This window comes from Nodosilinea sp. LEGE 07298 (assembly GCF_015207265.1).
In the GTDB taxonomy this organism is placed as follows: Bacteria; Cyanobacteriota; Cyanobacteriia; order Phormidesmidales; family Phormidesmidaceae; genus Nodosilinea.
On record NZ_JADEXE010000045.1, the window covers coordinates 1 to 12,407 of the forward strand.

General features: G+C 56.9%; 12 protein-coding genes and 1 pseudogene. 7 read left to right on the forward strand and 6 right to left on the reverse strand.

What is annotated here, in order from left to right:
• Positions 1-376 (reverse strand): annotated as a pseudogene (locus tag IQ273_RS08660) (rod shape-determining protein MreC); the annotation flags it as partial.
• 33 nt (positions 377-409) lie between these two features.
• Positions 410-1,444 carry a rod shape-determining protein gene (locus IQ273_RS08665; protein WP_194022771.1) on the reverse strand — a complete coding sequence of 345 codons (1,035 nt, stop codon included), beginning with the start codon at positions 1,442-1,444 and terminating at the stop codon, positions 410-412.
• A gap of 334 nt (positions 1,445-1,778) precedes the next feature.
• Here IQ273_RS08665 and IQ273_RS08670 point away from each other — a divergent pair, with 334 nt between their 5' ends.
• Positions 1,779-2,138: a single-stranded DNA-binding protein gene (locus IQ273_RS08670; RefSeq protein WP_194022772.1), complete on the forward strand. Its 360-nt coding sequence runs from the start codon at positions 1,779-1,781 to the stop codon at positions 2,136-2,138.
• 40 nt (positions 2,139-2,178) lie between these two features.
• Here IQ273_RS08670 and IQ273_RS08675 read toward each other — a convergent pair whose 3' ends face one another.
• Positions 2,179-2,385, reverse strand: coding sequence for a DUF2949 domain-containing protein (locus IQ273_RS08675; RefSeq protein ID WP_194022773.1), 207 nt, complete (start codon positions 2,383-2,385; stop codon positions 2,179-2,181).
• 101 nt (positions 2,386-2,486) lie between these two features.
• Complete coding sequence (mscL, locus tag IQ273_RS08680; protein ID WP_194022774.1) at positions 2,487-2,915, reverse strand: large conductance mechanosensitive channel protein MscL; 429 nt, start codon at positions 2,913-2,915, stop codon at positions 2,487-2,489.
• Positions 2,916-3,113: 198 nt separating this feature from the next.
• On the opposite strand from mscL, the gene IQ273_RS08685 reads away from it, so the two are divergent.
• Both IQ273_RS08685 and IQ273_RS08690 read left to right on the forward strand, forming a co-directional pair.
• Positions 3,114-3,482, forward strand: a complete 369-nt coding sequence (locus tag IQ273_RS08685) for a cyclic nucleotide-binding domain-containing protein (protein ID WP_194022775.1) — start codon at positions 3,114-3,116, stop codon at positions 3,480-3,482.
• A 181-nt stretch (positions 3,483-3,663) separates the two neighbouring features.
• Positions 3,664-5,250, forward strand: coding sequence for a glucose-6-phosphate isomerase (locus IQ273_RS08690; RefSeq protein ID WP_194022776.1), 1,587 nt, complete (start codon positions 3,664-3,666; stop codon positions 5,248-5,250).
• Between the two features lie 62 nt (positions 5,251-5,312).
• On the opposite strand, the gene IQ273_RS08695 is transcribed toward IQ273_RS08690, so the two are convergent.
• Positions 5,313-5,864, reverse strand: coding sequence for a hypothetical protein (locus IQ273_RS08695; protein WP_194022777.1), 552 nt, complete (start codon positions 5,862-5,864; stop codon positions 5,313-5,315).
• A gap of 310 nt (positions 5,865-6,174) precedes the next feature.
• Here IQ273_RS08695 and IQ273_RS08700 point away from each other — a divergent pair, with 310 nt between their 5' ends.
• Positions 6,175-6,900, forward strand: a complete 726-nt coding sequence (locus tag IQ273_RS08700) for a Bax inhibitor-1 family protein (RefSeq protein ID WP_194022778.1) — start codon at positions 6,175-6,177, stop codon at positions 6,898-6,900.
• 135 nt (positions 6,901-7,035) lie between these two features.
• Here the strand turns inward: IQ273_RS08700 and IQ273_RS08705 are convergent, their stop codons facing one another.
• A complete protein-coding gene (locus tag IQ273_RS08705) occupies positions 7,036-8,715 on the reverse strand; it encodes an NAD(P)/FAD-dependent oxidoreductase (RefSeq protein WP_194022779.1) in 1,680 nt (559 codons plus the stop codon).
• A 269-nt stretch (positions 8,716-8,984) separates the two neighbouring features.
• Between IQ273_RS08705 and gatA the strand changes: the two genes are divergently transcribed.
• The 3 genes from gatA to IQ273_RS08720 all read left to right on the forward strand — a co-directional run bounded on the left by gatA (position 8,985) and on the right by IQ273_RS08720 (position 12,398).
• Complete coding sequence (gene gatA, locus IQ273_RS08710) at positions 8,985-10,430, forward strand: Asp-tRNA(Asn)/Glu-tRNA(Gln) amidotransferase subunit GatA (protein ID WP_194022780.1); 1,446 nt, start codon at positions 8,985-8,987, stop codon at positions 10,428-10,430.
• A 294-nt stretch (positions 10,431-10,724) separates the two neighbouring features.
• Positions 10,725-11,576: an alpha/beta hydrolase gene (locus IQ273_RS08715; protein ID WP_228052587.1), complete on the forward strand. Its 852-nt coding sequence runs from the start codon at positions 10,725-10,727 to the stop codon at positions 11,574-11,576.
• Positions 11,577-11,783: 207 nt separating this feature from the next.
• Positions 11,784-12,398 (forward strand): exopolysaccharide biosynthesis protein, encoded by a 615-nt coding sequence (locus IQ273_RS08720; RefSeq protein ID WP_194022781.1) that lies wholly within the window; start codon positions 11,784-11,786, stop codon positions 12,396-12,398.
• Positions 12,399-12,407 lie beyond the last annotated feature (9 nt).

Consider the following 12,407-nt stretch of genomic DNA (forward strand, 5'->3'; position numbering starts at 1 on the left):
CCACATGCCCTACCGCTACGCCCTGACGGCTACCGCGATTTAGCACAATCTGTTGCCACCAATGGTCGGCGGCACGGCCAATAACCGCTGATCGAACCCCTGGCTGGACAGTTGCGGCTTCGTAGTCGGCCATCGTTTGAAGGGAGCGGTTTTGGTTCTCAAGCTCCACAATGCGCTGCTGCAGCTCAAGAATATAGCTATTCTCAAACTGCTGCTCGCGGTTAAGGCCAGGCTGCAGGGGGCTAGTTAGCCAATTGTAAGCTTCATAAATGAGGGCACCGTCGCTGGCCCGCAATAGCCAAGCTGAGGAAACGGCCAGGGTAACCATTCCCGCCTTGAGGGCGTGACGTGTCCACCAGCGGCGTAGAGCAAACATAAGTTCTGGGTAGATGACAATTTTGGTGCGGCCCTACAGGCTCGATCGCCCGCTGAATACTCGCCCCATCTGGCTAAAGTTCTCTAGCACCCGCCCTGTGCCCAGTACAACACAGCTCAGCGGGTCGGCGGCCACGTGCACCAAAATACCGGTTTCGTGGCTAATTAGGGTGTCTAGACCCTTGAGCAGGGCACCACCCCCGGCCAGCATAATGCCGCGATCGATAATATCGGCGGCCAGTTCGGGCGGGGTGCGCTCTAAGGTGCGCTTTACCGCTTCTACAATCACCGAAAGGGGTTCGGCCATGCTCTCGCGGATTTCGGCACTCTTGACGGTCACGGTGCGGGGCAAGCCCGATAGCAGGTGCAGACCTCGTACATCCATAGCGATTTCGTTGTCGTCGGGGCTGGGGTAGGCCGAGCCAATGGTGATTTTGATTTCTTCGGCGGTGCGTTCACCCACGACCAGGTTGTGCACTTTTTTCATGTAGCTGGAGATGGCCTCGCTGAGTTCATCACCGGCAACCCGCACCGATTCGCTCAGCACAGTGCCCTGCAAACTCAAGACGGCTACTTCGGTGGTGCCGCCGCCGATGTCGACAATCATGTTGCCGGTCGGCTCAGCTACCGGTAGACCAGCCCCGATCGCAGCGGCCACTGGCTCATCAATTAAGTAGACGGTGCGGGCTCCGGCCTGCTGAGCGGCATCCATTACGGCGCGGCGCTCAACACCCGTGACGCCGCTGGGAATGCCAATCACGATACGGGGCGACACCAGGGTGCGGCCTTCATGGACCTGGCGAATAAAGTGCTTGAGCATCAGCTCGGCGGTGTCAAAGTCGGCAATGACGCCATCGCGCAGGGGGCGCAGCGCCACAACGTTGCCAGGAGTACGACCCAGCATGCGCTTGGCCTCTTCCCCTACTGCCAAAGGTTTCTTTTCGACCTGGTCGATGGCAACTACGGAGGGCTCTTGCAGGACGACCCCTTTGCCAGAAACGTATACGAGGGTATTGGCTGTGCCCAGGTCAATACCCATATCGCGAGAAAATCTGTCGAAGAAAGCCACAGGCAATAACGCCCCTAAACTAAGAAAAGACAATGAACCGACGCCCAAGCGCCACCCTGAAGACTAACGCTGATGTCGAAGTGGATTCTATTACGTTTCGTATCAGTGCGTCCAGTAATGAAATAAGTATCTGTTAGCAAAAAAATGGGGCTTGGCAGAAAACTGCGGTGCAGTGAGGCTTTGGGGATTTGAGATGGCAGCTCATGCTGGAAAAGCCAACAGCCTGATCTTAGACGTAGGGGTGGCGAGCGGGGTTCCCGAGGAGGCTGACATCACTGTGACGGATGATCGAGGTTTCGCCTACAATGCGGGGACGTGCGTTGGGCAAGTAACGATGACAGTTAACGTAGTAACCCTGGTAGGCCGAGTCGGCACTGACCCAGAAGTAAAGTATTTTGAGTCGGGCACGGTGGTGTGCAATCTGACGCTGGCCGTGCGGCGGCGCTCTAGCCGGGACGACAAGCCCGACTGGTTTAACCTGGAGCTGTGGGGCAAAAATGCTGAAGTAGCGGCTAACTACGTGCGCAAGGGGAGCCTAATTGGGATCAGTGGGGCTTTGAAGCTTGACCACTGGCAAGATCGATCCAGCGGTGCGGCCCGTTCTAAACCTGTGGTACGAGTCGATCGCCTCGATTTGCTGGGCTCTCGCCGCGACAACGAGTCGGCGATGACCTACAGCGATAGCGAATTTTAGCCAATCTTTTTTGACCTAATTTTTAGCTGGTTTCCCAGGCTCATGGGGCAGCCGGGCCAACATCCTCCAGCCAGTCAAAGATTTGGCTGAGCTGTTCGGTGGTTACCAGGCCGTACTGCCACAGAGCCATGGGCAGCAGGTTGGTGGTCTGACCCGCCTTGCGCAATCCCATCGCGATCGCCTCAGACGAGACGGCTAACTCTGTCTGGAGAAACTCAATGAGCTGGTTTTGGCGTTGAGAGGGCATAGTGTGCAGGGCGGAAAGCCAATAGTTAGCGATTACTATAGCGGCTTTGACTAGGTTTTGCCTCCGCCCTGGGGTCAGCTACTTTTTTGGCTGAAGAAAGACTACTTGGGACGGCTTTCTAAATAGTCGGTAAGGCGGGTCAGGGTATCGTTCAGCTTTTCCTCGATAGTGGGTTCTGGGTCGGCGGCAGCCTCTTTCCGTTTGAAGCGCTCAAAGGTGCGGATGACGATGAAGAGTACCAGCGCAATAATTAAAAAGTCGATGAGTGTGCCCATGAAGCTGCCTAGGCGAATCCCAGGGCCGACGACGGCCTCGCGCCAGTCAGTACCAGCCGACGACAGCAGGGGATTGATAATAGCGGGCATTAGGATGTCTTCCACTAGGGAACTAATGATGGCACCAAAGGCTCCGCCGATAATCACCGCTACGGCTAAATCGACTACATTCCCTTTCAAAGCAAAGGCCTTAAAGTCATCCCAAAAACTCTGGGTTCTTACCCGAACGCGTCGTCCGCCAACACCATTGGCCATCGGTTTGATTCCTTATAAACAAATCTATGCACAAGGGCACAGGATCAGATTATTACAGCATCCATAAGGACTGGGCCATAAACAAACGTAGCCCCACCGAAAGTGTTACTGAACACTTCGCTGAGAGCTTAAAGTGGAGTTAACCTGGCCTAGCCAGGAGCGCTATAGAATTGCGGCGGCCTGCTTGAGTAAAGACCTATGCTGAAACCGATTCAAGTCGTCGAGCTATTCATGACGACCCCCAATCATCAAAACGTCAAGGCCGGGGAGACGATTTTTGCGATCGGCACCGTTGGAGAGCTGATGTACGGGGTAGTTGAGGGCACGGTTGAGCTTTGGGTTAGCGATCGGGTGGTTGAAACCATTTCTGCGGGAGATGTGTTTGGGGAAGGCGCATTGGTACAAATTCCACATCTGCGGGCCTCTACAGCGGTGGCAAAGACCGACTGTCGCCTGGCGCTGGTCGATGAGGCTCACTTTAAGTTCTTGGTTCAGGAGACGCCGATGTTTGCCCTGGAAGTAATTCGCAGTCTCTCGACTCGCCTGCGCAAGCTCAAAGCCGCCTGATTTAGCCAGCTTGGGCAGGATAGCTAGGGCAGGCCTAGGGCAGGCCTAGGGCAAAATTGTTCACCTTGGCTTGCGGATGATGAGCTGTATGTTTAGCCACCCTTTTTGTTGTCGTCGCCGTCCTATCCTAAACTGCACCTCAGGACGTTAGCGAATACGGTTTAGACCGAGGAGTTACAGGATGGACGCCGCCGCTCTCTGGCAACGCTATAAAGACTGGCTCTACTACCACGAAGGTCTGGGCTTTTACCTAGATGTCAGCCGCATGGGCTTTGACGATGCCTTTGTAGCCGCCATACAGCCCCGCTTTGAAAAGGCCTTTGCGGATATGGCCGCCCTGGAGGCGGGCGCGATCGCCAACCCAGACGAAAACCGCATGGTGGGCCACTACTGGCTACGCGATGCCGATTTAGCCCCCACCCCCGAACTCAAGCAAGACATTCTGGAGACGCTCACCAGCATTGAGCAGTTTGCTAGCCAGGTGCGCACTGGCGGCATTTACCCTCCCGGCCGAGAGCGGTTCACCGACGTGCTCTCGATTGGCATTGGCGGCTCGGCCCTGGGGCCACAGTTTGTGGCTCAGGCGCTGGGGCCAGACTTTCCGCCCTTAGGGATTCACTTTATCGACAACACCGACCCCGAAGGCATCGATCGCCTGCTGGCCCGGCTGCAAGACAAACTGCCTACCACCCTGGTGATTGTCACCTCCAAGTCGGGGGGCACTGCCGAAACCCGCAACGGTATGGTCGAAGTGCGCACCCAGTTCGAGCAGCGGGGGCTAAACTTTCCCAAGCAGGCCGTCGCTGTCACCGGGCGGGGCAGCAAGCTGGAAAATCAGGCTCTGAGCGAGGGTTGGCTGGCTACGTTTCCCATGCGCGACTGGGTGGGGGGGCGCACTTCTGAGCTGTCGGCGGTGGGACTGCTGCCCGCTGCCCTGCAAAATATCAGCATTCGCTCCATCCTCGGCGGGGCAAAAGAAATGGATGCCGCCACCCGCGTGCCCGATCTGCGCCGCAACCCCGCCGCCCTGATTGCCCTGGCCTGGTACTACGCGGGCAACGGCAAGGGCGAAAAAGACATGGTCGTGCTGCCCTATAAAGACAGCCTGCTGCTGTTTAGCCGCTACCTGCAACAGCTGGTGATGGAGTCGCTAGGTAAAGAAAAAGACCTCGACGGCAACCTGGTCTACCAGGGTATTGCCGTCTACGGCAACAAGGGGTCGACCGACCAGCACGCCTACGTGCAGCAGCTGCGCGAAGGCGTGGCCAGTTTCTTTGTCACCTTTATCGAAGTGCTGAAGGATCGTGAGGGCGATTCAGTGGAGATGGAGCCCGGTGCCACCAGCGGTGATTTTCTCTTTGGCTTCTTACAGGGCACCCGCAAAGCCCTCTACGAAAACAGCCGAGGCTCTATCACCCTGACTATTCCCGAAGTCAATGCCCACACTGTGGGGGCATTGATCGCCCTGTATGAGCGGGCGGTAGGCTTCTACGCCTCGCTGGTGAATATCAACGCCTACCACCAGCCGGGGGTTGAGGCAGGCAAACTGGCCGCCGCTGGGGTGCTCGACCTGCAGCATGCGGTTGTTAACGCCCTGGCTCAGAGCGATCAGCCGCTCAGTCTGAGCGAGCTGGCAGCCCAGGCTGGGGCACCCGACCAGGTGGAGACGATTTATGCGATCGCGCGCCACCTCCATGCCAACCAGCGCAGTCTGGTCATCCACGGCAACCCCGGCCACCCAGAGGCGATCAAGATCTCGGCTCTGTAGCAGCGCACTGGGGAACAAAATCCTGGCCCGTTCGAACGTTCACCGGTTGAAACGTTCGAACGCTAGTCTGGGATCCAAACGTAGGGGCTGCCTGACACGCTAATGCCCTCGGTCTTAGAAAAGCGAATCACCACCACGCGAGAGTGATCGCGGCCCAGGTCAAGGTAGCCGCTGGCCCAGCGATCGGAGCGCACCACTCCGGTAACTTCGAGCCGGTAGCCGCCAGGGGGCAGGTAGAGTGTTTCTTGGCGATCGAAGTTGTGGGGGCGGTAGACTAGCTGGTTGTTCAGGTAAACAGCGCCCCAGTCGCTGCCTCGGGCGTCAAACTCGACCCGGACCTGTTCGGCCTCTGGGTTGGGTCGAGGGTAGGGCACAATGATGACCGACGGATGCCGAATAATGACTGGCGACTGCCGAATAATCACGCGGCGGTTAGAGCGAATGATGCGATCGGTCTCAGTGGCAGGGTTTTCTTGAGCCTGGGCGATCGGTGTCCATGGTAGAGCGACCGTGACGGCTAACCCCAACAAGGCTCGCCACCAGCGCTGTGACCCCCCAGGGGCAATTCTTGTCTCCTGCCTGCCTATTTCGCCCCTACACGCCTCAGCTGCCATCTCAACGCTCCTTGATCTATGGCCTCTAGTTCGATAATAGTTGCCTTTGCCTTTTATCTAGAGCAGCCTGTGACTCTTAATCAAGCGGCGGTCAAGTGGCGGCCAATGGCGGCCAATGGTAGGTAGATATCCACACCCCAGGCAGCCCGCTTAATTCAGTAAAGTTGACTAAAATCTAAACAAGGAAAAACAGTTTACCCAGGTTTAGCGGCTAAGCTAGCTCTGAAGTCTAATTCAGCTTATGCGATCGCCCTGACTGGGCACCTAAATCTATTTTGCCAAATCTATTTCGTTGTATGAGGATAGGGCTTTGAGTAATACAAGCAACTTTCGTGAAGCGATTAGCAAGGCCAAGGGCCAATCCTTAGTCGGCCCTAACGTGATCAAAAATGCCCTGCCCTTTGTGGGTGGCGGCCTAATTTTGACCGCCTTAGGCTCCTTTGGCGGCCTGAGCGTGATGGCCAGCAACCCAGCCATCTTTATGCCCACCTTTTGGGTGGCGTTTATTGCCCAGATCGCACTGTTTTTTGTGGCGATGAATGTGGCCTCTAAGGGCAACAACAGCACTGCTCTGCCTCTGTTGGCTACCTACAGCCTACTTACTGGCTACACCCTCAGCGGTCTGCTGGCGGTGGCCATTGGCACCTCCGGGGTCGGCGTCACCGGCATTGGGTTTGCGGCGCTGTCCTGCGGCATTGTCTTTATTGCGGCACGCCAAATTGGGTCTAACCTTTCAGAAGAAGACGGCTTTGCCCTCACCCGCACCATTGGCATCGGCGTGGTCGCTGTGCTGATTGCGGTAGTGGGTCAGTTTATCTTCTCTTTGTTTGGTGGCCCTATTCCCCAGTTTCTCGACATCGCCATCTCTGGCCTTGGCGTGCTGGTGTTCTGTGGCGCTTCAGTGGTGGACTTCTTCGTTCTGCCCCGCACCTATAAAGATGAGCAGTACCTTTCGGCAGCGCTGTCGATGTACCTCACCTACATCAACCTGTTTGTGTTCATTCTGCGTCTGCTGATTGCCATCAACCGCGACTAGGGTTGCACGGCTGGTGCAACTGCACCTTGCCTGGTTGAATGAAAAATTCAGTTATAAAAGCCCTGGAATCGCCTGGTTTCGGGGCTTTTGTGATGGCAGAGTGGGCATGAATACCAATCTTTCAGGGAGCCTTTTCTAGGTCAGGGCTAAACTCTCCGGCTTTACCTGGTGGTGAATCTGACTGGCGATCTCGGGATGAATACGGGTGGCAAGTTGGTTGAGGATCGCCGCATAAATTGCCCCTGCCGCCAGCCGCCCGGTTTGCGCCGCCCCGTTCATATAGCCGTAGTACTCATCGCTAAACTGCTCGCCAGCAAAGGCCAGGTTACCCACCGCCACGATCTGCTGCTGGAGGGGATTGTCAGACTCGACGTAGAGAAAGTCTTTGAATTTGAGGTACTGACCTGGTCCAAAGGTGCTGTAAGCTCCGCCAAAATCGGGATCTTTGGCCCAGGCCGTGCGGGCGTAGCGATCGCCCGCCGCCCCCTGCAACTCTCTCAAATAGGGAACCGTGCGACCAATCATCTCCCGCCCGCGATCGGCTACATCACCCTCAGCGCAGTGCAGCTCATCGCCGCCCAAGAAAAAGGTCAGCACCCCCTGGCGGTGCTCGGGCTGGCGCTGGGTGTCATCCCACAGTCCGCTGTAGCCCAGGTCGCTCCAGGCCCCGCCCGTAAACCCACGCGGCTGTAGCCAGGGCCGATGGGTAAACCCGGCAAATAATTTTTCATTGCGCCCAGGGCCACAAGTTTGAATAAATTCGTTCAGGGTCGTAGGTAGCTCGACCTGCATATCAATCCGCCGCAGGGCCGGAAACGGCAGGGCCAAGATCACGTAGTCGGCTGCGATCGCGCCTTGGTTAAAGCTCAAGCGGAAACCGCTGTCCTGACTCTGGATGGTTTGCAACCGCCAGCCGGTCTTCACCGGGTTCTGCAACCGCGCCGCTAGGGTTTGGGGAATGCGCCCGGTGCCGCCTTTGACCAGAAAAAGCTCGTCGGCGGTCAGCGGCTCAGCCCGGCGGTTGCGTACCTGGGGCAGGTTGTAGATCAGCTGTAGTGCCGACGATTCATGGGCTTCGACGCCGTACTCGGTGCGAATGGTGGCCTCTAGCAGCGATCGCACGTACCGCTGCCCAATTTTGTCCTGGTGTAAATCTAAATAGTCAGCCACCGATAGCGCATCAAACTGGGGCGCATAGCGATCAAAATCCTTAATCAGCAACGCTCCATCGCGCCCAATTTGTGCTGCCAGGGGCATTAGCGCCTCGACCAACTCCAATGTGTCTAGGGTGCGGCCCTCAAAATAAAAGGCTACCTCCGGGAAGGGCAGTGTCGTGGTCAGAGTGCGGCGATCGAACAGCTCCAGGCCCAGATCTTTTACCAGAGCCAGCAGATCGGTGTGGTCGGAGTTGATAAATGCCGCCCCCAAATCATTGACCAACCCTGGAACAATTAGCCCTTCGCGAGACTGGATGCGCCCGCCCACGTAGGGTTTAGCCTCGTAAACTGTGGCGGATAGGCCCAGTTTTTGCAGCGTATAGGCGGCATTCAATCCAGCGATCCCCCCTCCGACTACGGCAATCCGTGGCGCTGGAACTGAAGTTTGCTTCCTGGGAGTCAGTTCTCCCAGAGCCAAGGCCCCTGCCGCCAGGGCCGAGCAGCGCAGCAAGCTGCGCCGTGATAAGGCAACACGAGTTAGAGGCCTCTCGCTTTCGCCGTCATCGGCGTCATCCGCAGTGGTCGAAGAAAGTATTTCAGACGAAGAGGCCTTGGCAACGGCTCGCTGTAAAAGCTGAAATAGCGTTGTGTGTGCCATAAAAATACCGCCGATCTGCTGCCCCTCCCCCCGCTAGAACAATAGGGGCACCGGGGCAACACACCAGAAATAGGAGTGAATTTAGTTCAAACCCATTGTAGTTCTGCCCATAGACGGTTGGCAGTCGCCTATGGGCAACTAAAAACTGTGTTTCGCGCCCTATCCTTCCTATACTGATACCTTGGTATCCGTTACCTTCCGTCGTCTCAAAAGTTGCCCCAGACCCGTCGTTCTGGCTTAGTTGTCTGGATCAGTTGTTAAGGAGTCTCATGTCTGTCATCCGCACCCTGCACCAACAGTTGGTCAGCAAAGAACGCTCTGCGGTGGAGATTGCCCAGAGCTACCTCGACCAGATTGCAGCCCTGGAACCCCAAATTCACAGCTACCTGACCGTCACGGGCGATCAAGCCCTGGTTCAGGCGGCCCAGGTAGATGCCCGCATTGCCGCTGGCGAAGATATCGGTATGCTGGCAGGCATTCCCATTGCGCTTAAAGACAACCTCTGTACCCAGGGGGTGCGCACTACCTGTGCGTCAAAAATTCTTGAGAATTTCGTACCGCCCTACGAATCGACGGTAACAGGAAGGCTGCGAGATGCGGGGGCGATCGCCCTGGGCAAGACCAACCTCGACGAGTTTGCCATGGGCAGCTCGACCGAAAACTCAGCCTACCAGCTCACCGGTAACCCCTGGGATGTTAGCCGCGTACCCGGCGGATCTTCCGGCGGATCCGCCGCTGCCGTAGCGGCTGGAGAATGTGCCGTCGCTCTCGGCTCAGACACGGGGGGCTCAATCCGTCAGCCCGCTTCGTTCTGCGGCATTGTGGGTCTTAAACCTACCTATGGCCTAGTATCGCGGTTTGGATTAGTTGCCTTTGCCTCTTCGCTCGACCAAATTGGCCCTCTGGCCCGCACCGTAGAAGATGCGGCCTTGCTGCTTGGGGCGATCGCAGGCCACGATCCCAAGGATTCCACTAGCCTGGATGTCAGCATCCCTGACTATACCCAATATCTCAAGACCGACCTCAAGGGCCGCAAGGTAGGCATTATCACCGAGACCTTTGCCGCCGAGGGTATTGACCCCGCCGTGCGCGCCGCTACCGAAACCGCCATTCGGCAGCTTAAAGACCTTGGAGCCGAAATCCAAGAAATTTCCTGCCCTCGGTTTGCCTATGGCCTGCCTGCCTATTACATCATTGCTCCCTCAGAGGCATCGTCAAACTTGGCTCGCTACGACGGGGTCAAGTACGGCGTTCGCAACAATAACGACAGCCTGATGTCGATGTACACCAAAACTCGCGCTGAGGGCTTTGGGGCCGAGGTCAAGCGGCGAATTATGATTGGCACCTACGCGCTGTCGGCGGGCTACTACGACGCCTACTACCTCAAGGCCCAAAAGGTGCGCACCCTGATCAAGCAGGACTTCGAGGCCGCCTTTGGCCAGGTGGATGTGCTAGTTTGCCCCACCGTCCCCACGACTGCCTTTAAAGCGGGGGAAAAAGTGGACGACCCGCTCAGCATGTACTTGACTGACCTGATGACGATTCCGGTCAACCTGGCCGGGCTGCCGGGGCTAAGTTTGCCCTGCGGGTTTGACGACCAGGGCATGCCCATTGGGCTTCAACTTATCGGCAACGCCCTGCGGGAGGATCTGCTGTTTGAGGTGGGATACGCCTATGAGCAGGCGACAGAGTGGCATCAACGGGTGCCGGGGTAGGAGGGATGAGGCGATGAGGTGATGAGGTGATGAGGGAATATAAATGCGATCGCGGTGCGTACTCCTTTCCTTCCCTTGGGGTGAAAATGGAGGTGGGTGAGGGAGTTTGGCTGGGGCGCTTCTATCGCAGGGAGTCTTTACCTAAACCTTTAGCTACTGAAAAATCGTCACAGAGGGGCATGGGTAAATAGGGCGTATCCCCCATAATGAAGAGCAAGAATTTAAGTGATCATGGCGTTGCTGATCGCTTGTTCCCCGCCTATCCATCTACATTACCCTCCCTTTTCCATGTCCATGGTCAAATTTCTTTTTGGTGTTCTGGGCATCGTAGGGATTATCTATATTGCGCTGTGTGGCTGGCTGTGGGTGGCGCAACGGCGGCTCATGTATTTGCCGAGCCCGACGATGGGGGCCACTCCTAGTGCCTTTGGCTTGGCCTACAGCGATGTATGGATCCCAATAGATTTTAAGGGTGGTGGTAAGCTGCACGGCTGGTGGCTGCCGGCCGACAGTGACCATGCCCTCACCATTTTGTACCTCCACGGCAATGCGGGGAATGTCTCCAGCAATTTGGCCAAAGCTATTCAGCTGCGATCGCTGGGCGCTTCTGTCTTAGCCATCGACTACCGAGGCTTTGGGCTAAGTTCAGGACCATTCCCAAATGAGCAGCGGCTCTATGAAGACGCCCTGGCGGCCTGGCAGTTTTTGCAGAGCGAAAAGCAGGTTGCCCCGCACCACCTGGTGATCTACGGCCACTCACTAGGGGGGGCAATTGGGATTGAGCTAGCCAGCCACATTCCTCACCTGGCGGGTCTGGTGGTAGAAGCGTCGTTTACCTCCATGGGCGATATGGCTACTCTGTCGCAGTACAACCGCTGGTTTCCAGTCAGTCAGCTGCTCAATCAGCGGTTTGACTCGCTGGCCAAGGTCAGTCGACTGAAGGTGCCCACCCTGTACCTACACGGTTTAGCAGACGCCTCGGTACCGGCCACTATGAGTGAAGCGCTCTATCGGGCCAGCGGCGGACCAAAAGCCCTTTGGCTAGTGCCCAATGCTGACCACAATGACCTACCCAACTGGGCTGGCGAGGAGTTTGAACAGCGACTCCACCAGTTTTTGCAGGACCATGTGCTGGTTAAGCACTGACGAAAGTGTCCATCTGCAAAGCTGGGGTAAAACTCGCCCGCCCTGTGGCTAGGGACACCTCCGAATTTGCTATCTTTAGCACCATAGAGCGATCGCCGCAGTATGGGGCGATCGCTTTTAGCTATCCGGGAGTGCCCCTAAGGCCGGTTCCGGCCTCTCATTGGCAGCAACTCTGCCGCCCTATTTCCCCCCTTTATAGAACCTTTTATGGCCCGTCTTTCTACAGAACTTAATCGCTACTTTTTTGAAGAGGTCAGTACGCCCCAGGTCAGTCTCAAAGAGATTTTGACCCTGGCTGGAGAGCGCACCTTCGGCTTTCTGTTTGTGCTGCTGGCCCTGCCCTCAGCCCTGCCGGTGCCCGCTCCTGGCTACTCAGTCCCGTTTGGCATTGTGATGTTTTTGCTGGCGGTGCAGCTGATTGCTGGCCGTACTCGTCCCTGGATGCCAGAAGGCTGGAGCCACAAGCAGTTTGACCTGGTTTCGGTACAGAAAATTGTCAAAGCGGGTGCTCCGTGGCTGCGGCGGCTAGAGGCGGTTTCTCGACCTCGCCTGACACCTGTGTGCACCAGCCTAGTGGGGCGCACGGTGCTGGGCCTGGCGATCGCGCTGATGTCTATTTCCATGATGATCCCGATTCCAGGCACCAATACGCTGCCCGCCATGGGTATTTTTGTCACCGGCTTTGGCCTGCTTGACGACGACGGTCTGATTAGTCTAGGTGGTCTGGTGCTATGCGTTTTGGGGGGTGCCCTGACCACGCTGATTCTGATGTTTGGCTATGAGGCGGTCAAAACCGGGATTGAGTTTGTGCTGCAGCGCTAGCTGCCTCCC

Coding starts and splice junctions, on each gene's coding strand:
- IQ273_RS08670 (WP_194022772.1), top strand. CDS start 1,779: ATGACAGTTAACGTAGTAACCCTGGTAGGCCGAGTCGGCACTGACCCA.
- IQ273_RS08675 (WP_194022773.1), bottom strand. CDS start 2,385: ATGCCCTCTCAACGCCAAAACCAGCTCATTGAGTTTCTCCAGACAGAG.
- mscL (WP_194022774.1), bottom strand. CDS start 2,915: ATGGCCAATGGTGTTGGCGGACGACGCGTTCGGGTAAGAACCCAGAGT.
- IQ273_RS08685 (WP_194022775.1), top strand. CDS start 3,114: ATGCTGAAACCGATTCAAGTCGTCGAGCTATTCATGACGACCCCCAAT.
- IQ273_RS08690 (WP_194022776.1), top strand. CDS start 3,664: ATGGACGCCGCCGCTCTCTGGCAACGCTATAAAGACTGGCTCTACTAC.
- IQ273_RS08695 (WP_194022777.1), bottom strand. CDS start 5,864: ATGGCAGCTGAGGCGTGTAGGGGCGAAATAGGCAGGCAGGAGACAAGA.
- IQ273_RS08705 (WP_194022779.1), bottom strand. CDS start 8,715: ATGGCACACACAACGCTATTTCAGCTTTTACAGCGAGCCGTTGCCAAG.
- gatA (WP_194022780.1), top strand. CDS start 8,985: ATGTCTGTCATCCGCACCCTGCACCAACAGTTGGTCAGCAAAGAACGC.
- IQ273_RS08715 (WP_228052587.1), top strand. CDS start 10,725: ATGGTCAAATTTCTTTTTGGTGTTCTGGGCATCGTAGGGATTATCTAT.
- IQ273_RS08720 (WP_194022781.1), top strand. CDS start 11,784: ATGGCCCGTCTTTCTACAGAACTTAATCGCTACTTTTTTGAAGAGGTC.